Source organism: Streptomyces sp. NPDC020965 (assembly GCF_044333555.1).
In the GTDB taxonomy this organism is placed as follows: domain Bacteria; phylum Actinomycetota; class Actinomycetes; order Streptomycetales; family Streptomycetaceae; genus Streptomyces.
Map to the genome: position 1 here is coordinate 77,218 of NZ_JBIRRE010000015.1, position 21,509 is coordinate 98,726.

General features: G+C 65.7%; 16 protein-coding genes and 3 pseudogenes. 12 read left to right on the forward strand and 7 right to left on the reverse strand.

Annotated elements, in window-relative coordinates:
- The first annotated feature begins 1,057 nt into the window (after positions 1-1,057).
- From ACH4S7_RS33125 to ACH4S7_RS33135, 3 genes are all read left to right on the forward strand, one after another.
- Positions 1,058-1,756, forward strand: a complete 699-nt coding sequence (locus ACH4S7_RS33125) for an LmbU family transcriptional regulator (RefSeq protein WP_398525079.1) — start codon at positions 1,058-1,060, stop codon at positions 1,754-1,756.
- A 350-nt stretch (positions 1,757-2,106) separates the two neighbouring features.
- Positions 2,107-3,708 (forward strand): hypothetical protein, encoded by a 1,602-nt coding sequence (locus tag ACH4S7_RS33130; protein WP_398525080.1) that lies wholly within the window; start codon positions 2,107-2,109, stop codon positions 3,706-3,708.
- 177 nt (positions 3,709-3,885) lie between these two features.
- Positions 3,886-4,200, forward strand: a complete 315-nt coding sequence (locus ACH4S7_RS33135) for a hypothetical protein (RefSeq protein ID WP_398525081.1) — start codon at positions 3,886-3,888, stop codon at positions 4,198-4,200.
- Between the two features lie 616 nt (positions 4,201-4,816).
- Here the strand turns inward: ACH4S7_RS33135 and ACH4S7_RS33140 are convergent.
- Both ACH4S7_RS33140 and ACH4S7_RS33145 read right to left on the reverse strand, forming a co-directional pair.
- Positions 4,817-6,181, reverse strand: a complete 1,365-nt coding sequence (locus tag ACH4S7_RS33140; RefSeq protein ID WP_398525082.1) for a glucoamylase family protein — start codon at positions 6,179-6,181, stop codon at positions 4,817-4,819.
- Positions 6,182-6,240: 59 nt separating this feature from the next.
- A complete protein-coding gene (locus ACH4S7_RS33145; RefSeq protein ID WP_398525083.1) occupies positions 6,241-7,323 on the reverse strand; it encodes a LacI family DNA-binding transcriptional regulator in 1,083 nt (360 codons plus the stop codon).
- A 325-nt stretch (positions 7,324-7,648) separates the two neighbouring features.
- Between ACH4S7_RS33145 and ACH4S7_RS33150 the strand changes: the two are divergent.
- Positions 7,649-7,837 (forward strand): annotated as a pseudogene (locus ACH4S7_RS33150) (IS5/IS1182 family transposase); the annotation flags it as partial.
- Between the two features lie 529 nt (positions 7,838-8,366).
- On the opposite strand, the gene ACH4S7_RS33155 reads toward ACH4S7_RS33150, so the two are convergent.
- Together ACH4S7_RS33155 and ACH4S7_RS33160 are read right to left on the reverse strand one after the other, a co-directional pair.
- Positions 8,367-9,281 (reverse strand): aldo/keto reductase, encoded by a 915-nt coding sequence (locus ACH4S7_RS33155; RefSeq protein ID WP_398525084.1) that lies wholly within the window; start codon positions 9,279-9,281, stop codon positions 8,367-8,369.
- A 264-nt stretch (positions 9,282-9,545) separates the two neighbouring features.
- A pseudogene (locus ACH4S7_RS33160) lies at positions 9,546-10,026 on the reverse strand (IS5 family transposase); the annotation flags it as partial.
- A gap of 100 nt (positions 10,027-10,126) precedes the next feature.
- Between ACH4S7_RS33160 and ACH4S7_RS33165 the strand changes: the two are divergent.
- The 7 genes and pseudogenes from ACH4S7_RS33165 to ACH4S7_RS33195 all read left to right on the forward strand — a co-directional run bounded on the left by ACH4S7_RS33165 (position 10,127) and on the right by ACH4S7_RS33195 (position 15,340).
- Positions 10,127-11,146: an ATP-binding cassette domain-containing protein gene (locus ACH4S7_RS33165; protein ID WP_398525085.1), complete on the forward strand. Its 1,020-nt coding sequence runs from the start codon at positions 10,127-10,129 to the stop codon at positions 11,144-11,146.
- Between the two features lie 41 nt (positions 11,147-11,187).
- Positions 11,188-11,967, forward strand: coding sequence for an ABC transporter permease (locus ACH4S7_RS33170; protein WP_398525086.1), 780 nt, complete (start codon positions 11,188-11,190; stop codon positions 11,965-11,967).
- 2 nt (positions 11,968-11,969) lie between these two features.
- Positions 11,970-12,836 carry an ABC transporter permease gene (locus tag ACH4S7_RS33175; RefSeq protein ID WP_398525087.1) on the forward strand — a complete coding sequence of 289 codons (867 nt, stop codon included), beginning with the start codon at positions 11,970-11,972 and terminating at the stop codon, positions 12,834-12,836.
- Between the two features lie 177 nt (positions 12,837-13,013).
- A pseudogene (locus tag ACH4S7_RS33180) lies at positions 13,014-13,494 on the forward strand (transposase); the annotation flags it as partial.
- Between the two features lie 327 nt (positions 13,495-13,821).
- Positions 13,822-14,238: an aspartate 1-decarboxylase gene (gene panD / locus ACH4S7_RS33185; RefSeq protein ID WP_398525088.1), complete on the forward strand. Its 417-nt coding sequence runs from the start codon at positions 13,822-13,824 to the stop codon at positions 14,236-14,238.
- 63 nt (positions 14,239-14,301) lie between these two features.
- Positions 14,302-14,655 carry a GNAT family N-acetyltransferase gene (locus ACH4S7_RS33190; protein WP_398525089.1) on the forward strand — a complete coding sequence of 118 codons (354 nt, stop codon included), beginning with the start codon at positions 14,302-14,304 and terminating at the stop codon, positions 14,653-14,655.
- 40 nt (positions 14,656-14,695) lie between these two features.
- Positions 14,696-15,340 carry an aspartate/glutamate racemase family protein gene (locus tag ACH4S7_RS33195; protein WP_398525090.1) on the forward strand — a complete coding sequence of 215 codons (645 nt, stop codon included), beginning with the start codon at positions 14,696-14,698 and terminating at the stop codon, positions 15,338-15,340.
- A gap of 407 nt (positions 15,341-15,747) precedes the next feature.
- On the opposite strand, the gene gndA is transcribed toward ACH4S7_RS33195, so the two are convergent.
- Positions 15,748-17,190: an NADP-dependent phosphogluconate dehydrogenase gene (gndA, locus tag ACH4S7_RS33200; RefSeq protein WP_398525091.1), complete on the reverse strand. Its 1,443-nt coding sequence runs from the start codon at positions 17,188-17,190 to the stop codon at positions 15,748-15,750.
- A gap of 261 nt (positions 17,191-17,451) precedes the next feature.
- Complete coding sequence (locus ACH4S7_RS33205) at positions 17,452-18,675, reverse strand: GDSL-type esterase/lipase family protein (RefSeq protein ID WP_398525092.1); 1,224 nt, start codon at positions 18,673-18,675, stop codon at positions 17,452-17,454.
- 350 nt (positions 18,676-19,025) lie between these two features.
- Between ACH4S7_RS33205 and ACH4S7_RS33210 the strand changes: the two genes are divergently transcribed.
- On the forward strand, positions 19,026-20,318 hold the full coding sequence (locus tag ACH4S7_RS33210) for a transglycosylase family protein (RefSeq protein WP_398525093.1): 1,293 nt from the start codon (positions 19,026-19,028) through the stop codon (positions 20,316-20,318).
- Here the strand turns inward: ACH4S7_RS33210 and ACH4S7_RS33215 are convergent.
- Positions 20,220-21,365 (reverse strand): DMT family transporter, encoded by a 1,146-nt coding sequence (locus ACH4S7_RS33215; protein ID WP_398525094.1) that lies wholly within the window; start codon positions 21,363-21,365, stop codon positions 20,220-20,222. The genes ACH4S7_RS33210 and ACH4S7_RS33215 overlap by 99 nt on opposite strands.
- Positions 21,366-21,509 lie beyond the last annotated feature (144 nt).

Below are 21,509 nucleotides of genomic sequence, written 5' to 3' on the forward strand. Positions count from 1 at the left end.
CACCGAAGAAGCAGGTTGCTGGCCGCCGCACGACAAGACGGGGTTGGGATGGGATCGTTCGGATCACGCGATGGCTCGCAGGGCAGGGGCTCGGTGCGCCTCGCGCTTCGTTATTACGCACGGGATTTGGCCCGGCGCTGGCGGCTGATGGCGCCACATGCGCCCGTCGGTGGCCGGGCGCTGCTGTGCTGCTCGACCGGTGACGGTGGCGCACCCGCCTAGAGCTGTCCACCGCGCTCTTCGAGTACGTGGAGATCTTCTGGGGCCGGCAGCGGAGACACTCCGCGCTGGAGATGCTCACTCCTACGTCGTTGAGCAGACCTTCGCCCTGCTCCGCCAGTTCAAGCGTCTCGCCGTGCGCTGGGAACGCCGCGCCGAACTCCACGACGCCTTCGTCTCCCTCGCCTGCAGCCTGATCTGCTTCAGACGCCTCAAGAAGGCACGGTCATGATCTTGTTACGAGCTCGTAGCGTGAAGTCGGCTGTCCCGACTCCACGCAGTAACTCGGCGCAGGGCCTGCGACTCCACGAAACCGGGGTTAGCTCAGTACGGTGCAGCCAGCCGCGGTCAGCCGGGCGCCTGAGCTTGTCACGTACCGGTTCGACCTGCCGGAGCTGGCTGCCCCGGTGTGTTGTTCGCGGTCCTGCAAGACGGCCGCTGGCCTCCGGGCCCGGTATGACTGTTGCCCCCTTGTCGAAGGCATGACCTGGGGGGGGTGTCCCCGGGCCCGGGAGGTGCCGTCGGAGGCGCTGATGAGAGGTCCGGCCACCGTCCGGTCCGGCGCAATGCCGGACAGCTCGCGGGCGGCAGGTCTGCATAGGGCGGACGGGTAGACGTCCGCGAGCAGGCGCCTGGCGTCGGAGTGGAGGGCACCGTTCCGAGGACTTTACAGCCAGGTTCTATGCACTTAGATTCCTAAGCGTGTCGAGGTAGCTAAGCGCATAGATTCCACCGTCGTCGTAAGGCGTAAATCCCGTCACCCGGTTGGTTTGGCGGTTCTTAGGAGGGGCAGCAGAGGTTTGGGTGTGTCGCAGGAGTTCCCAAGGAGGAATGTCACATGAACGATATTTCGCCTCCATCGACGTTGGTGCAGCAACGTCGATTGCTAACAGTGGGGGTTTTGAAGCGATCCGGAGGGGATCGCCTCACGGTACCAAAGGCGGGCCTCGAATTTCCTCCGAAAATGCCGTTCGATAGTTGGCTCGAGATAGGCGCGCAATTGTCTACCTTGGCAACTTCGTCGGCTTGGTGCCTAGGTGACTGGCTTAACTACGGGGAGGCTTCCTACGTGGGCCGCTACCGCGAGGCAATAGAGCATAGTTCATTGGACTATCAGACGCTGCGGAACTATGCCTGGGTTACCCGAAAGTTCGCGTTGCATCGGCGGCGCGAAAACCTCAGTTTTGGTCATCACGCGGAAGTAGCAGCGCTGCCTGAACCAGAGCAAGACTTTTGGCTCCAGAAGGCAGAGGATTTGAGATGGTCCAGGAACCAGCTGAGGCGACAGATCCGCGCAAGCCTGAGTGAGCGCGAAAGTGAGCGCTCCGGCCCGTCTTCTGAAGGGGCTCCTGTCCGAAAAGGCGGAGTTTCGAACTCGCCGACGCAGATTCTCTCCGTTCGGCTCAATTTAAGTCAGCAACAGATGGAAACATGCTTGTCGGCGGCTGATCGGGCAGGCGTAAGTTTCGAGGATTGGGCCCTGCGTGTACTCGACCAGACAGCCCGCACAGAATTAAGCGGCACGGCGCAGCAGTGAGGCTCCCCTGGTGCGCGGGAGGTGTTGATCAGCTGGTCAGCAGTGAGTGACGGGGTTTCAGGTTCGCTTGTTTTTGCTGGGTTATTTGGCTGCTCAGGATTCGAGCGACAGTCGTATTCGAATGGATAAAAGTGCAGGGTTATCTCCCCTCGGAAGAACATCCATCAAACTCGACGGTAGGGCGATTTAGTAGGCGTAGTCATGTATATGTGGCGGCAAATTTAGCATGTCTGGCTGTCCTTCTTGGTGGCTATGCCATATATGTTGCACCCGTTATTCCATCACGTATGGGTGCAGTTGCGTTCGGCATTCTAGGAGTGCCCTTCGTTATCACTACTCTAGTGGTCCCCTTGGCTGATCTTATTTGGGGAGAGCTTTCGCTGCAAGATGCGCCTCCGCCTCGGATTCCAAGGTCGAGATTGAATTCTGAGCAACACTTTACGACAATGCTTTACCCTGTCATTATTCGAAATGGAGAGGATATAGATCTACTTCTAGAGACGATGCGTTGCAACATTCGCAATATCGCCCATTATCGTCTTGTCGCGCATATGGCGCTGATTGACTTTGCGGATTGTCCAGCGAGCGTGGCAGTGAGGGATCAGGAGCTCCGTGCCAAGGTAGAGGAAGGGATTCGTGAACTTCATGGCGAGTATCCGGATCTGAGCGTGTCTGCTCTCTTCCGTAGGCGCAAATACAACGCGGCTGATCGTATGTGGATGGGGTGGGAACGCAAGCGGGGAAAGCTAATTGAGTTCTGTGGGCTCTGCGTGGGTGATTCCAGCACCACATTTGACCTCGACACAAAATTGGCTATCGAGGCTCGCTATATAGCGCTGAAAACGAGGTTTGCAATCACGTTGGATGTTGGCGGTGAGTTTCGTGGGGAATCAGCAATGGCACTCATTGAGGTAATGGCTCACCCTGCTAACCACCCTGTGATCGATAGGAAGAGCCTCAAGGTCGTCTCAGGATTTACCTTTCTTCGGCCGGCTCACGTCTCGATCCCGCCTCGTTCGATATTCGAACTTCTATCCAGAGGGCCTAGGGGGGCAATTGAAAGGCCGCCTTCCCTCATGCAGAAGATTGCCGGCCACGATCAATTTTACGGAAAAGGGATCATAGATGTAGTAGCTGCATGGGCAATTCTCAAGCCACAAATACCAGAGAACCGCGTTTTAAGCCACGATACGTTGGAGGGTGCCCTTGCTGGAGTTGCGGTTGTTCATGATTCTCAACTTGTCGATCCCGGCCCGTGGAATTACCTGGCCTTCCGCAGTAGGAATCACCGATGGTCGCGGGGGGATTTTCAGCTGGTTCCCTGGCTTTTTGGGCCGCGTCGGGCAAGCATCGGAATCTTTTCTCGATGGCTACTTCTCGTCGCCTATTCCCGTGCCATCTATCAACTCGTGGGCAGTTGTCTGATCATATTGGCGTGGCTGTCTCTTCCCGTTGAGCTTCAAGGCGGCGCGATGTGCGTGCTCTTTGGATGCTATTTTGCCAAATCAGCAGGATTTGTTCCGATAAGTATGACTCTCAGTCATCTACGGGCGCCCAACCGTAATGAAGTCAAATTATGCGATTTTCTTCGCAGCATGTTTGGCAACGTGGGATGGAAGGTGCTTGCCCAGTTGACATGGCTCACCTTGATGGCCGATCAAGCGATTATGACAGCCGACGCGTGGGTTCGGGCCAACTTCCGTCTGATTACAGGTCGTAAGGCATTGGAGTGGCTTCCGGATGCGAAAGTGCCCATCTCCCACGGTCGAATGCCGAATCCGTGGAGGTGGATGTGGGCTGGCCCTATGCTAAGCGTGTGCATTGGCGTCTTGATCTATGTGATAAATTCGGCGGCCATGCCATTTGGGCTTCCCTTCCTGTTCATATGGTTTATCTCGCCATATCTAGTGCGTGTATATAATCTCCCGCTTCGCCGCTCCTTGCACTCGTAGATCCCGATGCGCCGTCCGAAATAGTCGTGTCCCGCGTGATGGTCTAGCCGATCAATCAGCGGTCCTGTTGGTTGTTTTGGGTAGTGCGGAGCGTACAGCGCGTCCATGCTGCCTTCGGGCATCGGGCGACCGTGACATGCCTCGGTCGGCGAGTGGACGGGGAACCTGCGCGACTGGTTGCAGTTCGCGCTGCTGGCGGAGAGCGGGATGCGCCTGGGCGAGGCCCTGGGGCTGCGGATCGGCGATCCGTTCTGGCGCCTGTGGGTCGATCTGCCCGAGCCTTGGACGCGCGTGGTCATCGGCGACGACGTCGACGACTGGGACAGGATCACCGAGAACGGCGACCGCCGGATCGACCCTGCGTGGACCGCCCGACCCACTTCGGTTCGAACTGGCCTGGATGTAGCGCTGGCAGGCGATGGACGGGACCCGCTCCGCGGTGCTGGGCACCAACCAGTTCGCGAACATCCTGCGCCGGGCGATCCGCGATGAACGCCCCTTCCCGACTTCGATGCACACCATGGACTGGGGGACGGCCGGCGCCCTGCAGCGGTGGTTCTATGCCATCCGCTGGACAGTGAAGGTCACCGACAGCAAGCGTAAACCGGTCGGCCTGAGCCACACCCACCGCTTCCAGCACAGAAAACGGCCCCGGCTTGCCGAACTCGACCTGCACGTCCATGTGTTGCGCTATGCCGGCCAGGCCAGCCCGTCGATGTCGATGCACTACCCACGCCGCCCGCCGGAAACATGCCGAGCAGGCATTCCTGGCCACCGCCAAGCTGCGGACCGACGGCACCCACGTCACCTTCTCCCGCGACGACCACGACACCCTGCACCTGTTCAACCGCGCCGACCCAGCCCATCTTCCCCTCGTCGGCAGGCGGGTGTACTCCCTGATGGTTTCGGCCAGGTGGGGGCAGGCCGAGCGTGCCGGCCGTTCTGCGGATGCGGGTGGAGACCAGCTCACGGGCCGACACCGCACCATCCGTCCAACGTGCCAACTCCGCCGTCTCCTCGGCAGACAGCACGACATCGACGGCACAAGGACCCCGAAACATCATGAAACAACCTACAGACTGAGTCTCGCTATTTATGGCGTATTAGACTAGAAGATGGTGAAGCGTTCCTTGGCGAGCAGTGGGCGTAGCCGTGAGAGGAAACCTCCGCTACGGAAGGGCCGCTGGAGCAGGCCTGGGCGCAGTTGTTGGGTGAGTGCCGCGATGGTCATTCCCTGGTCGAGGGCGAGCATTCGGTCACTGACCTTCCCGGTCTGCACGTTGACCGAGTCCTTGAAGCCGAGGCCGTCAACGTAGACTTCGAAGTCACTTGCGATGTTCCTTAGGTTGGTGATGGCCTCCTCCCGCGCGTACGGCAGGGCGAGGAACGAGGCATGCGGGGTGACCACGCCGTTGGTGTACGCGGACGGGTGCGGCAGGGGCACGCCTTCGATCACGTACGTGCGGTCGGTATTGGAGGCGTAGCCGTCGATGTTCATGCCGATTGCGTCTACGCCGTACTCCAGGTAACCACCCTCAGGCACGTTGGCTGGTGAGAAGCCCCAGTAGCCGTACTGCGCCTCCTCTAGGCCGTGCTCGATGTGGCTAAGCACATATCGTCGGTGGTTCAGGCCCCACGAGTTCGGCGACCACTCCGCCTCGGGCACGAAAAGCGGCACCATCAGAGCCTCGAACATCGACCCGCCCCAAGTAGGGACGAGCTTGCGGCCACGATGGGTGTAGTGGCCCTGGAAGACCTCGACGTTGTCGATGGTGGCCCACTCACCCTGCGGAACCTGTTTCTGCCCGGCGTCGGGGGCGAGGGTGCGGAAGGTGTGCCAGTAGTGCTCGGCCGGTACGGTGCCATCGGCTATGCCGAGATAACTCGCCATTCTGGGCTCGGTGTTGAGGGATCCATACCAGTGCGAGGTGAAGACGCCCTCGTCCACGTGGAAGCCACCGCGTAGCTGGCCGGGGAAGTTGGCCTGGTCGTCGGCGTGGTACGGCGTGTAGAAGAACGACCAGTCGCAGTAGGCGAGCAGCCGTTCGATCCGCGGGCGCAGCGCCGGGTCAGCATGGGCGGCGATGCGCAGGCCAGTGTCGAGCCAGGCGTTGTCGACGGAGGAGAGGAAGGGGCGGACCGGGTCACCGGTGCCGGGCCAGTTCTCCAGCACGGCGCCGGTGTGCGCGTTGTACCAGTTGAGCCAGAATCCGTCGTGACGCTCGAGCTGCTCGATGGCGCCGACCGTGTGTTTCAGGCGCTCGTGCATCTGCGACTCGGTGATCACGCCGAGGCCGGCGGCGGCGACGGTGGACCACAGCCCGCAGCCAATGTTGGTCGGCGATGTGTTGACGGTCAGGATCGGTTCGGCGCCGCTGACGTCGATGTTGTCGGTGGCGAGGCCGAACTCGGTGGTCATGGCCTCGATCGAGTGGTAGGTGTCCGTGAACCAATAGAAGGGCAAACTGTCCATTTCACACCTATCGTTAAGTAAATCGGACTAGGGTAGCGCCGTCATTCGGCTACGGCGATTCACCCGGCTACACAGCCGCAGCTCTCCCGACGGGCAACGGAGACCGGGAGCACCACGGAGACGGGCTTGCGCTCGCGGTCGGTAAGGCGCTTCGTCAGGAGGTCCACCGCTTCCTGCCCCAGGCGTCCGATGGGCTGCCGGACGGTGGTCAGACTCGGCTGCACCAGCCGGCTGAGTGGGAGCCCGTCGAAGCCGACGACGGCAACGTCGTGGGGGACATGCCGACCGGTCGAATTGAGGGTCTGCAAGGCGCCGATCGCCATCTCGTCGTTCGCGAAGACCAACGCTCGCGGCAGGGGAGTCCCGCGCGCCAGTAGCTGGCTGATGGCAGCTTGGCCCGCAGCCCTCGTCAGATCTCCCCTTAGGTCCGGCTGGACGGGGACGGGGAGGCTAGCCTCGCGCAGTGCCTGCTGGTACCCGCGGAAGCGGGCCTCCCCGTCGGGGAATTCGGCCGGGCCGCCGATGAACGCGAGGCTGGTGTGGCCGTGGTCGACGATCAGGTGGCGGGTTAGTTCTAACTCGCCCTCTGTGATGGCCACGTGGACATAGTCAAGGTGGTCGGTCTCGGCGCGCGGCCCAGCGAGTACGACCACGGGCAGGCGGCGGGAAATTACCTTGAGGTCCTCGGTGGGCACGGTGCCGGCGAGCACGGCGAAGCCGTCCACATGCCCGGCGACCTTCGCCACCAGGCCTTCTGGCCCACCGGCGAGAGGGGAGGCGATCAGCAGCGCATAGCCGTGCTCGCGCGAGGCCCGCACCATGCCCCGGATAACCTCGTCGGAGTAGAGCGCTAACTCGATCTCGCCGGTTTTGGCATCGATTAGATTGCCTTCCATATTCGGGTCACCGTGGTCCGGGAAGCACAGCCCCAGCACACCGAAGGCCGAGCTTTTGCCATGGCGGCGGCTGGCGAGCCGGCGCGCGTTACTGTTGGATATGTACCCCATTTCGCGCGCGGCATTGAGGACTCGCTCGCGGGTCTGTGCGCGAACGGTGGCCGAGTTACTGAACACCCGGGACACCGTGGCGGTTGAGACGCCAGCCCGTTCGGCCACGTCGTAAACCGTTGAGGTCTCTTTCATGTATCCATTCCTAATACCTGGTCCGCAATTGATCTTTAACTTCGCGTTTTCACCGAGCGAGCCACCTGATAGGTAAACAAGACAGCAGAAGAGCTTTGATGCGATGAAGCGGATTGCTGACGTCGCTGATCCCGCCTCGTTGGAGGCGCTTTCCGGGTGAAAAAGCGTGGCAGGTGTTGATTTCGAAACGCTTGTGATTCTGGGTCGTTGAGTTGTGTGTGGGTGAAATGGTGTGGGATACGGAGCACTTGTCGGCGTTGACGCAGAAGGCGTTGAGGCTGCACGCGGTGGCCGTGCTGAAGGGGGCCCGGGGCCGTAAGGATGTGCCCGCAAAGACATCGAATCGTCAGAACGGCTCGGACGCCGCAGATGGGTCATCCAGCGGACCATGTCCTGGCTGAACGGATACCGCCGCCTCAACCACCGCTACGAACGCCACCCCCGCAACTACCTGGCCCGTCTCGGCCTCGCCGCAGCCATCCGCTGCTGCAAACGACTCCTCCGACTCACTACAGAGGACACGGTCTTGGAAACAGGACCTCGGTCCGGACGGCACGGACAAACCATGCTGTCCTCGTGAGAAGGGCGTGTATGTGTACGCGCTTCTCTCGACGATGACGAGGGCAGTCGGCGCTGCGAATCGTCCGGAGGGGCTCCGGACGCGGTGATCACCTGGCGGCGGGCCGAGATGGTGCTGCTGTCCGCGCAGAGCATTCCGCTGGCGAAGATCGCCGAGTTGTCGATCACCGGTCCCGGCCGCCCACGCAGCCCATGCTCCCCGGCGTACTGCTCGTTGGCGAGCACCTCCGCCAGTCGTTCCCGCAATCCCCATCGTCTACGGGAACACCGCTCACGCCACCCGCACCGTCTCTGTCGGGATCTCCGGAGAGTCGCCATCTGCAATGACATGCTCAACTCCGCAATTGACACGACTCGTTACAGCCAGAGTGCCAGAGACACTGCCCGGAATTGTGTAACAGAGTCATCCTGGCAACGACCCTGTCCGCACAGCAGCTATAGACCTCAATGCGTCGAGGGTTTCTTTACCAGGACAGGCGATTGTCTATGTGGATATTTTGGAGATTACGAATCGCGGCTAGCGTCTCGGCGGGCAAAACGACATCCACCGCCGCGATGTTCTCACGCAACTGCGCCAGTGACTTCGTGCCCGGCACCACCGTCGACACCTGTGGCTGCGCAAGGATATGACTCAATGCGGCGTGTACAGTTCTAACGCCTGTTGGAAGCAGCTCCTGGAATTCCTCGACCAACTTCGCACGGTGGGCGATGTCGTCTGCCGACCACCGGCTGCGCGCTTCGTCGAAGACCGATGTCGCGGTGTATTTCCCGGACAGCCAACCGGATTCCAACGGCACTTTGACGATCAGGCCAACGCCAGATTCGGCCGCTTGCTCGAAGGCGGCGGCGGGGTCCTGGTAGAGAGCGTTGAATCGTATCTCGATCGCCTGACTGCCGGTAGTTTCGGCGATCATGCGGATTTCGGCCGCGGTGTCTGCGCGTCCCGACACGCCGTACGCACGGATGACGCCAGTGTCCTTAAGCCGTTGCAGTACCCGATAGTGCGGCGCAGAGGTGCCGTCAGTGACATCGGCCGGAGGGCTGTGGATGAGTAACACATCCAGATAGTCCGTGCGGAGGCGTCGTAGGCTTGCCTCGACCGACTGCTCGATCTGATCGGGCCCCACGCTGAACTTCGTACACAGCACCGCCTGATCCCGGCGTCCCTGGAGCGCGACGCCCAGGATCTCTTCGCTACGGCCACCGGCATAGTCCGGCGCGGTGTCGATGAACGTGGCGCCCAGCCGGAGCGCCTCGTCGATGATCGCGGCGCACTCTTCCTCCTTTGGGCCACCCCAGTCCGCCGCGCCAAACTGATGGGTACCGACGCCGATCTCACTGACCTTGATCTCGGTGTTGCCGAGCTTGCGTGTCTTCATTCAACGGCCCCTTCGGCTACTGCCCCAACGAGCTCTCTACCCAGTGCTGGTGACCTTCGGAAAGTGGCTCTGGACCACTTTACGGACGCTGTTGATGATCTGCACATGAGTAACTACCGCATGGGGGACTGGTGTTCTGGCAGCAAGGTCCCGAGCGGCCCGGTGCTCCCAGTCAACGTCCAGCGCCGACACCGTGACAGGCACATGGCACAGAGGGCGGTCCGCCCATCGAGTGGCCCACTCCTCCGATCGGCCGCGTCCTAACGCGGGTGCGTCGCCTGCCTGACCGGGCGTGATGACGAACGCCAGCGGTCGGCAATGACTGTCCGCAGCGAGGTGGATCTTCGTGGTCAGTCCGCCGCGGGAGCGTCCGCGAGCATGGTCATCCGGCTCGCTGGCCGGGGGCCCCTTCTGACGGGCCCCCGGCGACGTGCTGGTGGGCTCGGACAACGGTGGAGTCGACCGCGACGACCCAGTCGAGGTCGCCTTCGGTGTCGGCCTGGGCGAGGAGGGCGGTGAAGACCTTCTCGCAGGTGCCGTCAGCGGCCCATTTCCCCAGGCGGTTGTGGGCGCCCTTCCGCGAACCGAAGCGCCCGGGAAGGTCCGTCCTCGGCGCTCCGGTGCGGTACTTGAACGCGATCGCGTCGATCACCTGCCGGTGATCACGCCACCGCCCACCCCGCCGAGGTGTCCGGTCCGGCAGCCACGGCTCGATCCTCGCCCATTGGGTGTCAGTCAACGACACACATCAACCAACGATCAGAGGATCCGAAGGAAACAACCTAACCCCACACTCGAAATCTCCTCTTGATGGGAGATCGAACTGATGGCAACATCTTGAAGCTATGTCGCTCATCGAAGTGTCCGGGCTTGTTAAAGAGTTCAGGAAGCCGAAGAAAATCTCCGGCCCTTTCGGGGGAATTCGGACATTATTCACTCGGGAGTACACGAGCAAGCTGGCTGTTGATGACGTCAACTTCACCGTGGGCGAAGGTGAGGTGGTCGGCTACCTGGGGCCCAACGGAGCGGGCAAGTCCACCACCATCAAGATCCTTACGGGTGTCCTGCACCCTACGGCGGGGCGAGTGAAGGTCGCAGGCGTCGTGCCATGGCAGGAACGGGAGCGCAACGCGCGCAGTATCGGCGTGGTTTTTGGGCAGCGCAGTCAGCTCTGGTGGGATCTGCCCCTGCGGGACTCCTTGGAAATCATCGGAAAGCTCTACGGCGTCGAAAGTAGCCGTCACCGGGCGAATACCGCGCGCTTCACCGAACTACTGGACCTCGCCCCGTTCCTGGATACCCCCGTGCGGCAGCTGTCCCTCGGCCAACGGATGCGTGGCGACCTGGCCGCCGCCATGTTGCCCGAGCCACGAATCCTCTACCTCGATGAACCGACAATCGGCTTGGACGTCGTTGCCAAGGAACGTATGCGGGAGTTCATCGGCACCCTCAATCGTGACGAAGGCACGACCGCGATCTTGACTACTCACGACCTGGACGATGTGGAGCGGATGTGCCGACGCATCGTGCTGATCGACGGCGGCAAGGTCCTCTACGACGGCGATGTCGAGAACCTCAAGTCCCGCTACGCGCCGCATCGGCGGCTGGTGGTGCGGCTCACGGACGGGCAGCTGTGGCAAGGGGTCTCCCTGCCAGGGGTGGTTTGTGAAGTCGAGACGGATGCAACAGGCGGCGTATCCGGAACTGTCGCCCTGCGCTTCGACGGCGCGCACACTGCGGTCTCCGAGCTCATCAGCGCGGTACTGGCCCGATATCAGGTAGCCGACCTGTCGATCGTAGAGCCCGCCCTGGAGGGCGTAGTTCACCAGATCTACTCGGCCCGGGAGCCTGTGTGCCACCCTTGACGCAACGCCAGAGGTGGGCCGCTTACGCTGGAATCGCTCGCATGCAGGCGCGCGCACAACTCGTGTACCGCAGCGACTTCCTCTTCGGCCTGGGCGGCCTGCTGCTTCAGATCTACCTGCTCAAGATGGTCTGGACGGCGGTCTTCCCTTCGTCCGGCGCGGTGGCCGGCGAGGGTGGTCGCTCCATCACCCTGGCGACGCAGATCGCTTACGCCACCCTCGCCGGGGTCCAGTACTGGTTATTCAATCCAGCGATGTCGTCCCTCATCCCCGACCGCATCCGCGAGGGAAGCGTGATCGTTGACCTGGTCCGGCCCGTGCGGTTCACGGCACAGGCCCTCTTCGCCCAGTTCGGCACCACACTCGCCATGGCTCCGTTTGCGGTCTGCGCGCTGCCGTTCGCTGTGCTGGTCGGCGGTATGCAGTCGCCCGAGTCCACTGGCGTGGCTTGCGTCTACGCCGTGAGCCTGGCACTCGCTTACTTGGTGAACACCCTCCTGTCCGTGATTGTCGTCATGGGCGCCTTCTGGGTGATAGAAATCGGGGGCATCTACTTAATCTTCCGCATGGTGTCCCAACTCCTCTCAGGAGCCTTGGTGCCGCTGTGGTTCATGCCTGACTGGCTGGCCGAAAGCGTTAGGTTCTTGCCCTTTCACGCGACCACATTTACACCGATCTCCCTCTACTTGGGGCAGGCTGGTGGCGCGGGGGAGATGGCCGCTGCAATAGGTGTCCAGGTCCTCTGGGTGGTCATTTTGTGGATTGCGTTGCGCATCGTCTGGTCTCGTGCTTTGCGGCGCGTCGTCGTTCAAGGAGGCTGAGCGTGGCTGTCATTGATGAGCAGACTTCCGCCTTGACCACAAGTGTCCGAGCCTCAGCCGGAGGACCTGTCCCCTGGTGGCGCGCATATCTCCTGCTGATGAGTGCCGCATTTCGCTCCCAACTCCAATACCGCGGGGACCTGTTGATTACGGTCGCCGGGGGGGTCGCCTTTCAGGGGGTCGGACTGGCCTTCGTGTGGCTGATCGTCGAGCGCTTCGGTGCGATCGGTGGTTGGTCCATGGCCGACATCGCATTCCTCTATGGGATGAGACTCGTCGCACACGCGCTGTGGCTACTGCCCTGCGGTCAACTGTTCGGGATCGACAAGATCCTGCGCACTGGTGAGTTCGACCGCTATCTGATCCGACCAGCCGGCTCGCTGACGCAGCTGTTCACTCGCCGAGTCCACTTGGCCCAAGTGGGAGATTTATTAACTGGTGTGGTGATTCTGTGCGCGGCGGCATCACGTCTTCAGCTGGACTGGTCGCTATTGTTCGCGCTGTATCTGGTGTCCGCCTTGGTGGGGGGCGCGATGGTCGAGGGTGCACTGCTGCTGGCCGCCGCCGCGGTGTCCTTCCGTGCTCTATCGACCCAATCTCTGCGGATACTTATCGACAACATCTTCAATAATTTTGGTGGCTATCCATTGACCATCTTTCCGAAAGCGGCCCAGTTTGCCCTCACTTTTGTCATTCCGATGGCCTTCGTTGCCTACCTGCCGGCATCGGTGTTGCTGAACGGAACCGACGGGCTCCCTGTCAGCCCGATCCTCGCCTACGCAGCCCCCCTGATGGGGCCGGTCCTTCTAAGCCTTGCTTACCTTTTGTGGCGCAGTCAGATGCGGCACTACTCCAGCAGTGGAACCTGACTCCGCCGGAGTCGCGTGAGCCCCCGGCCTGGGGCCGATTACGTCTCGGCACTAGCCTCGCGTTTTCGTGGAGCGTGGTGTCCGATGGGTGGTCGGGTACACGGAAAGTGCCTCTGATCAGCAAGAATGAGGATTCTCGAGGCCCTTGTTCCTGCCTCTGTCGGAGGCACTTCCCAGGTGAGGATGCGTATCGGTTCGTACCCTCGTGTCCGCGTCGGGCGCGGTGGCCGCACGGTGGTCTCGCAAGCGGGTGGGTTCCTGCTGGTGGAGACGGTCCGCAATTCCGGTCTGGTACGGACGATATCGACGGCCCCTGACACCGTGGCACAAGCCCGCGGGTGGTGCATGATCCGGGCAAGATCCAGCTGGACGTGGCGCTCGCGGTCGCGCTCGGAGGGGACTGTCTTGCGGACGTGGGCATGCTGCGGGCCGGTCCGGCTGTGTTTGGTGCGGTCGCCTCGGATCCCACCGGCTCCCGCCTGATCGATGCCCTCGCTACTGCCGGCCCGAAGGCGCTGGCTGCGATCCGCACTACACGGGCTCAAGCCCGTGCACAGGTATGGGAGTTGGCCGGTGATGCGGCTCCGAACGTCGACGTGCAGGTGATCGTGGACATTACGGGGTGCTCGTGCTCGCGCACTCCGAGAAGCAGGCTGCGTAGGCTGGCTCTCGCGTCTTGGTCGACGGAGGTTGGGGCCGGCTGGCCGTCTCAAGTCTTCCTGATTGACCGTCAGGGAAGTCGGCAAGTGGTCAGCATGAGTCGTCAAAAGGAGTACATCCAGCAACAGAGACGTCCGATGTGACCTACCGGTCAGCGCAGTCCAAAGAAGCGATTCCCCCCGGGCCTGAAGCCCCGGGGCTCCTCGCTAGCTCCCACTGAAACACCTGGGGAGTGGTGCCCGGACACGCGACTCGTTGTAAGGTGGAGAAACCGCCCTTGACCTGCACATATGCAGGCAGGGAGCCTAGTTCCGGGAGTACCTCGATGATGCGTACCATGTTCAAGTCCAAGATCCACCGTGCCACCGTGACCCATGCGGATCTGCACTACGTCGGATCCGTCACGATCGACGCGGAGCTGATGGCGGCGGCGGACCTGCTGCCGGGCGAACTCGTGCACATCGTCGACATCACCAATGGTGCCCGGCTGGAGACCTACGTCATCGAGGGCGAGCGCGGGTCCGGCGTCATCGGCGTCAACGGCGCCGCCGCCCATCTCGTCCACCCCGGCGATCTGGTCATCCTGATCAGTTACGCCCAGGTCGACGACGCCGAGGCGCGCTCGCTGGTGCCCCGGGTGGTCCACGTCGATGCTGGTAACAGGATCGTGGAGCTGGGTTCGGACGCCGCCGCCCCGGTACCGGGAGGCGACACCCTGCGCAGCCCGCACGCCGTGGGCTGACCGCACGCCGACCCCGTTCCAGCGACCGTCCGACCACTGACCCGATCGAGGGAGCGCACCGCCATGGCCGACACAGCGGAGTTCGACATCCGTGACAACCGGGCGAACGGCCTCTTGGAGGCGTACGACGACGGCCGGGTCACCGGGCGTATCGCCTACTTCACGCTCGACGGTGCTCCGGCCGCCCTGGTGGCCGTGCACACCGTGGTCGAGCGGGAGCACGAGGGCAAGGGCATCGCCGGCGCGTTGGTGCGGGAGTTCTACGCCATGGCCGCCCGCGAGGGAGTGCCCGTCGTACCGCTCTGCCCGTACGCCGCGAAATGGGCCGGACGCCACCCGGAGGAGGCCCCGGCGGCCCCCGCCGAGCTGGTCGCGGCGGCCGAGGAGCAGCTCAGGGCGGAGCGGCGCGTCTGGTGACGGTCGCTGGCCCGCTCCGAAGGGCCCTAGCCTTCCGATCATGCTCGCACTGCTGCACACCTCGCCCGTCCATGTCCCGGTCTTCGACGCCCTCCGCGACCGGGACCACCCCGGCGTGACACTGCGCCATCTGGTCCGCGAGGACCTGTTGGCGCGCGCCGTCGCGGAAGGTCCGGACGCGGTCGCGCCCGAGGTGGCGCGGCTGATCGCGGGGGCCGTCGCCGATGGGGCGGGTGCCGTCCTGTGTACGTGTTCCACGATCGGCGCGGTCGCCGAGGCGGGCGCCGGTGACCATGGGATCCCGGTGCTGCGGGTCGACCGTCCCATGGCCGCGGCGGCCGTCGCGGCCGGGGGACCGATCGTGGTGGTGGCGGCGCTGCGCGACACGCTGGAGCCGACGGTGGCGCTGATCCGCGCGGAGGCGGCGGCCCGGAACCGGAGTGGTCCCGCGCCGCGGACCCTCCTGGTCGCCGGGGCCTGGGACCGTTTCCGGGCGGGCGACCGGGACGGCTATCTCGACCTGGTGGCGGCTGCCGTGGACACGGTGTCGGACGCGGGCGTGATCGTGCTGGCCCAGGCATCGATGGCGGACGCCGCGGATCGGACGTCCACCGCCGTACCGGTCCTCTCCAGTCCGCGCACCGGGCTCCGGGCCGCCGTCGTGGCGCGGGCGCCGGGTCGCTGACCCGGGCCCCCCGGCGGAGGCCACGGGGCCGGACGTGAGTGGATCGCCCGCGCGGGGGAACGCGGAGCGAGAGAGAGTGGGAACGCATGACTCCGAACCCTGGAGGTCCGGCATGACCCAGCCACCCGTACCGCCCTCACCCGTCCCCACCCCGGGACCACCGGGACCCGAACCGGGCCCGCTGCCCGGCCCGGGACCCGTACCAGGACCGCCGCCGGGGCCGTCTCCCGACCCCGTTCCGCGGCCCCCGACGCCCGGACCGCCGCCGCCCGAGCCCGAACCCGCGCCCGGCCCGGTCTGATCGGGTCCGATCCGGCGCTGACCGGACCCCGCCCGCGCCCGGCGTGGGACAGGACCCGGACCCTCCCGGGGACGGTGGACGCCGTCCCCGGGAGGGCTGCGGCCGGTCAGCCCGCGGGCACCTCGGACCGGTCTCCGCCCCAGCGGGTGTGGAACGCCCCCTCCCGGTCGGTACGCCGGTAGGTGTGGGCTCCGAAGAAGTCCCGCTGACCCTGGGTGAGCGCCGCGGGCAGCCGCTCCGCCCGCAGGGCGTCGTAGTAGGCGAGGGCGGCTGAGAAGCCCGGCGTGGGGACGCCTTGCCGGGCCGCTGTAGCGACCACCTCGCGCCAGTCGTCCTGGGCCGCGCCGATCTCCGCCGCGAACTGCTGGTCGGAGAGGAGGCTCGGCAGTTCGGGACGGGCGTCGTACGCCGCCCGGATCCGGTCCAGGAAGGCCGCCCGGATGATGCACCCCGCCCGCCAGATCGCCGCCACCGAGCCGAGGTCGATATCCCAGCCGTAGGTCTCACTGCCCGCCCGGATCTGGTGGAAGCCCTGGGTGTACGACACGATCTTGGACGCGTAGAGCGCCTGCTCCACCCGCGCGGCGAACGCGTCCGCCGCCGTCTCGTCCAGCGCCTCCGGCTCCGGCCCCGGCAGGTCGCGCGACGCGGCCCGTAGCTCCGCGTGGCCCGAGACGGAGCGGGCGAAGACGGCCTCCGCGATACCGGAGACCGGCACCCCCAGGTCGAGCGCGATCTGCACGGTCCAGCGGCCGGTGCCCTTCTGCTCCGCCTGGTCCGTGACGATGTCGACGAAGGGCTTTCCGGTCGCCGCGTCCGTATGGGCGAGCACCTCGGCCGTGATCTCGATCAGATACGAGTCCAACCGGCCGGTGTTCCAGGTGCGGAAGGTCTCCGCGATGCGGGCGGGGGAGTAGCCCGCCACCGCCCGCAGCAGGTGGTACGCCTCCGCGATGAGCTGCATATCGGCGTACTCGATGCCGTTGTGCACCATTTTGACGAAGTGGCCCGCGCCGTCCGGACCGATGTGCGCCACCGTGGGCGCGCCGTCGGGGGCCTTCGCCGCGATCTTCTCCAGCAGGGGGCCGAGCGAGGCGTACGACTCGATCGAGCCCCCGGGCATGATGCTCGGCCCGTGCAGCGCACCCTCCTCGCCGCCCGAGATGCCCACCCCGACGAAGTGGATACCGCGCTCCCGCAGCTCCCTCTCGCGGCGGCGGGTGTCGGCGAAGTGCGCATTGCCGCCGTCGATGATGACATCGCCCTTCTCCAGCAGCGGAGCGAACTCCTGGATGACGGCGTCCGTCGGCTCGCCCGCCTTGACCATGATGACCAACCGGCGCGGTCGCTCCAGCGCCGCGACGAACTCCTCCGCCGATTCGGCCGCCACGAACGTGCCCTCGTCGCCGAACTCCTCGACCAGCTCCCGGGTCCTCGCCGCCGTCCGGTTGTGCACGGCGACCGGGTAGCCGTTGCGGGCGAAGTTACGGGCGAGGTTGCGGCCCATCACCGCGAGTCCCGTGACACCGATCCGGGTTGTTCCACTCATATCTGTGCTCCTGGCTGTCCGTCGGCGATCCGGGTCCGTGGTGATCTCCGTGTACGGGCGGACCCGGTCCTGCACCGATCTTCAAGCCGGTGTCCGTTCCGCGCATTCCGGTCGCCCCCCGGCGGGAGAGCGGCGGGAGCCCCCGGAGGAACCCCGGGCGCGGCCCCGGCGGACCGTTCGGCGCGCGCACCCGCGCATGCGCACCCGCGCACGCCGGGGCCGACGCGCCCCGGTGCCCGAGCCCGCCGCGCCGTGGGCCGTTCAGGCGGGCCGGCGGGCGAAGGCGCCGCCGGAGCCGAAGACGAGGGCGGCGAAGCGTTCGCCGATGCGGCGGTGCGTGGCGGCGTCCGGATGGAGCTGGTCGGGCAGCGGCAGTTCGGCGAAGTCCGCCGCGCCGTAGAGCTCGCGGCCGTCGAGGTGGTGCAGGTTCGGGTCGTCGGCCGCCCGCTGGGTCACGATGCGGGCCAGTTCGTCCCGGACGGTGTTGAGGGTCAGTTTCCCGGTAGCCACTTCGGCCGGGTCGCCCGCGGCGAGGAATCGGAGCCGTCCCGCGCCGAGGTCGCTGAAGTCGGGGGTGCTGGGCCCGGGGGTGTCCTCGTGGATCGGGCAGAGGATGGGCGAGACGACCAGGAGGGGAGTGGTGGGGTGGCCCTCGCGGACGGTGTCGAGGAATCCGTGCACCGCGGGGCCGAAGGCGCGCAGGCGCATCAGATCGGTGTTGACGAGGTTGATGCCGATTTTGACGCTGATCAGGTCCGCGGGGGTGTCACGCAGGACCCGGGCCGTGAACGGGTCGAGCAGGGCGCTGCCACTCAGCCCCAGATTGGTCAGTTCCACACCACCGAGGGAGCCGGCCAGCGCGGGCCAGGTGGTGCTGGGGCTCGCTGCGTCGGAGCCGTGGCTGATCGAACTGCCGTGGTGCAGCCACTTCCTGTGGCCCCCGTCAGGTACGGGCTCGACGGGGGCGTCGGTGCGCAGCGCCACCAGCTCGGTGATCTCGTTGTGCGGCAGCCAGATCCCGATGTCCTTGACATGGTCGGGGAGGCCGGAGAACCGGACGGTACCGACCGGTCCCGGCCGGTGTTCCACGGAGCCGGTGGCCATGTCCATCAGCAGGAGGTTGCCGCCGGTCACCCTGGCCTGTCCGGCCGGTCGGCCGTCGACGAGCAGGTCGTAGACCCCGTCGGGACGGGGCGGGGCACCCTGGTAGGCGTTCTTGGTGCGGAGTGCGTCCAGTTCGATGCTGGTCGCCCGGGTGCGGAACACCAGCCGTACGCCGGACGGCTGGGCCTCCGCCATCGCCAACTGCCCGTCGGGGCACTGCGCGCGGGCGCGGGCGGGCAGCCGGTGTGGCAGTACCCCGTGTGCGGTGCGCTCCAGTTCCAGGGCGCCGCGCAGCACGTCCGCGGTGATGGGCGTGGTGATCCAGTCCGTCGCCCGCGCGGCCGTACGGGCCCCGGGGACGTCGTCGAGCCGATCGTTCATGGTCACATTCTCCCGGTCCGATGCGTGGTCGGTCCGATGCGTGGTCCGCCCACCTGAATTCTGGACCGCCCCGTTCATGGTCGACGGCCGGGGGGTCCCCGGGGGCACCACGGGTCAGGTGTCAGTCGACCCCGACCCCGAGCGTGGTATCCGCCACAGGCGCCGCCTGTCGTCCGCCTATGATCACGTAGGCGGGGGCCCGCGACCGACCGGGGGCGGCGGCCCACCCGCCCCCTCTGCCACGGTGCGCCCCGGGGCGAGCCCTTGTCATAATCCACGTCGAACACCTAAGTTGACCGCTTGACGTGACCTTTCTGTTATCCGACCTATGTCAGTGGGGGAGTCTCACCATGGCCGCAACCGGTCGGCACCGCCGATACCAGCCGAGCCGTATCAACCGTGCCTCGCTCACGGTCACCGCGGGCGGCGCCGGTATGGCCCTGCCGCTCATCGGCGCGGGCACCACCCACGCAGCGTCGGTGGACGTCTGGGAGAAGGTCGCCGCCTGTGAGTCCACCAACCAATGGACGATCAACACCGGCAACGGCTATTACGGCGGGCTCCAGTTCACCCAGTCCACCTGGGAGGCGTTCGGCGGCCGGGAGTACGCCCCGCGCGCCGATCTCGCCAGCAAGGACCAGCAGATAGCCATCGCTGAGCGGGTGCTGAAGGGACAGGGCCCGGGAGCCTGGCCCAACTGCTCGGTCCGTGCCGGTCTCGACCGCGGCGGGGAGAAGCCCGACCTGACGACCGAGCGGCGGGCCACCGCCGACCAGGCGAAGGGCAAGAACGGCCAGGGCGAGCGCGAGACCACCCGCCGCGCCGCGCCGCAGCAGACCGTTCAACAGAAGATGTCGCCGACGAGCGTGCCCACCAGCCGCGAGGGCTACACCGTGGCCCACGGCGACTCGCTCTCCCGAATAGCCGACAACCAGGACGTCAAGGGCGGCTGGTCGCGGCTGTACGAGCAGAACCGCGCGACGGTCGGCCCCGACCCCGATCTGATCCATCCGGGCCAGAAGCTGGTCCTGCGGATGACGGCTCCCAAGCCCCGCACCCAGGACCGGGTCCAGGAGAAGGTCAGGGAGACGGAGAAGACCGAGCGGCGGCAGGAGACCAGGCCCCGCCAGGTGGTCCCCAAGCAGCAGGCCCCCAAGCAGCAGGCGCCGAAGCAGCAGGCGCCGAAGGCGAAGAAGCCGGCGACCAAGCCCGTCAACGACACCAGGCCCACCCGCACTTCACGGTTGAGCGCCCCCGTCGACGGCTCCCTCGGCACCCCGTACCGCCAGACCGGTTCCTCCTGGTCCAGCGGCTACCACACCGGCGTCGACTTCCCCGTCTCCACCGGTACCTCGGTCAAGGCCGTCGCCTCCGGCCGGGTCCTCTCGGCCGGCTGGGCCGGCTCGTACGGCTACCAGGTCGTCATCCGGCACCACGACGGCCGGTACAGCCAGTACGCGCACCTCTCGGCGCTCACCGTCCGCGCGGGCCAGGAGGTCGGCAGCGGTCAGCGGATCGCCCGCTCGGGCTCCACCGGCAACAGCTCAGGACCGCATCTTCATTTCGAGGTTCGGACGGGCCCGGGGTACGGGTCCGACATCGACCCCCTGGCCTACCTCAGGGCGGGCGGCGTCTCGATCTGATTCGCGCTCCGGGACGGCGGGGATCGTCGCCCGCAGCGCGGGACCGGGCCCCGGGCCCGGTCCCGGTGCGCGCGTGCCTTCGGAGCGGTCGGACCCGGTGGACCGCGGACCCGCTGTCCGGCTCCGCGGCGGGAGTGGGTCCGACGACGCGGCCTCCGCCGCCGCGGGACGCGCCGCGCCGTCCGGCCGATCCGTGTCCACCGGAGCGGGGTGGGGTACCGAAGCGGCCAGCCGCTCCGTCGTCAGCATGATCAGACCGCTGGCGGCCACGGTCGCGAAGCCCAGCGCCAGCACCGTGCCCACGGCGCCGTAACGGAAGCTCTCGCCGAACATCGTGATGCCCACGGCCGCCGCCACCACCGGGTTGACGACCGTGACCGTGGCCAGCGGTGCCGCCAGGCCCGCGCCCCGGTAGGACGCCTGGGAGAGCAGCAGACCACCGGAGGCCAGCACGGCTATCACCAGCAGGCTCGGCCACTGGAGCAGCGGCTGGGCCCACTGCCAGTCGACCGCCACGGTCTTCGTGAACACCGAGGCGATACCGAAGGCCACCCCCGCCGCCGAGGCCAGCAGCACACTGCGGAGCACCGGACGGTGAATGGTCTGCGCGACCAGGAAGATCAGGGCCACCGTGCCGAGGGTGACCGCCGCGAGCACCCCGCGCTGCCCCGTGCCCAGCGACCGCGAGCCGGCGTCACCGCTCAGCTCCAGCAGCCCGGCGAGACCGACCGTCGCCAGCAGCGCGCCGCGCCAGGCGGCCCGGCCGGCTCTGCGCCCCACGAAGAGGGCGGCCAGCGGCAGCGCGAACACGATCGTCAGCGCGCCGAGCGGCTGGACCAGGCTCAGCGGACCGTACGCCAGGGCGATCACATGCAGCACCGCGCCGACGCCGTTCAGCGCCACGGCGCACCACCAGCCGGCGTGGTGCAGCGGTGCGTACGGCTGGGCGGGGGTGGTCGCCGCCACGTGCTCCTGCATGATCGCCCCGGCCGCGTAGGCGACCGCGGAGACCAGAGAGAGGAGCACGGCGAGCACAAGGGAACTCATAGAGACCACAATCTCCGTTTTCCACCGTCACGTCGTCGTCCTTGAGCAGGCATTTGGACGTACTGCCGACGGAGTACGAGCGTAAGCCAAAAGTCGCACGGCCGATTGTCGAGCAGGTCAGAGCGGGTGGAGAGAATTCTTCCC

Excerpts from the sequence above, each read along its gene's own strand:
- ACH4S7_RS33205 (WP_398525092.1), bottom strand. The coding sequence starts at position 18,675 with ATGAACGATCGGCTCGACGACGTCCCCGGGGCCCGTACGGCCGCGCGG.
- ACH4S7_RS33145 (WP_398525083.1), bottom strand. The coding sequence starts at position 7,323 with ATGAAAGAGACCTCAACGGTTTACGACGTGGCCGAACGGGCTGGCGTC.
- ACH4S7_RS33125 (WP_398525079.1), top strand. The coding sequence starts at position 1,058 with ATGAACGATATTTCGCCTCCATCGACGTTGGTGCAGCAACGTCGATTG.
- ACH4S7_RS33140 (WP_398525082.1), bottom strand. The coding sequence starts at position 6,181 with ATGGACAGTTTGCCCTTCTATTGGTTCACGGACACCTACCACTCGATC.
- ACH4S7_RS33155 (WP_398525084.1), bottom strand. The coding sequence starts at position 9,281 with ATGAAGACACGCAAGCTCGGCAACACCGAGATCAAGGTCAGTGAGATC.
- ACH4S7_RS33210 (WP_398525093.1), top strand. The coding sequence starts at position 19,026 with ATGGCCGCAACCGGTCGGCACCGCCGATACCAGCCGAGCCGTATCAAC.
- ACH4S7_RS33165 (WP_398525085.1), top strand. The coding sequence starts at position 10,127 with ATGTCGCTCATCGAAGTGTCCGGGCTTGTTAAAGAGTTCAGGAAGCCG.
- ACH4S7_RS33215 (WP_398525094.1), bottom strand. The coding sequence starts at position 21,365 with ATGAGTTCCCTTGTGCTCGCCGTGCTCCTCTCTCTGGTCTCCGCGGTC.
- ACH4S7_RS33170 (WP_398525086.1), top strand. The coding sequence starts at position 11,188 with ATGCAGGCGCGCGCACAACTCGTGTACCGCAGCGACTTCCTCTTCGGC.
- ACH4S7_RS33195 (WP_398525090.1), top strand. The coding sequence starts at position 14,696 with ATGCTCGCACTGCTGCACACCTCGCCCGTCCATGTCCCGGTCTTCGAC.
- ACH4S7_RS33190 (WP_398525089.1), top strand. The coding sequence starts at position 14,302 with ATGGCCGACACAGCGGAGTTCGACATCCGTGACAACCGGGCGAACGGC.
- panD (WP_398525088.1), top strand. The coding sequence starts at position 13,822 with ATGATGCGTACCATGTTCAAGTCCAAGATCCACCGTGCCACCGTGACC.
- gndA (WP_398525091.1), bottom strand. The coding sequence starts at position 17,190 with ATGAGTGGAACAACCCGGATCGGTGTCACGGGACTCGCGGTGATGGGC.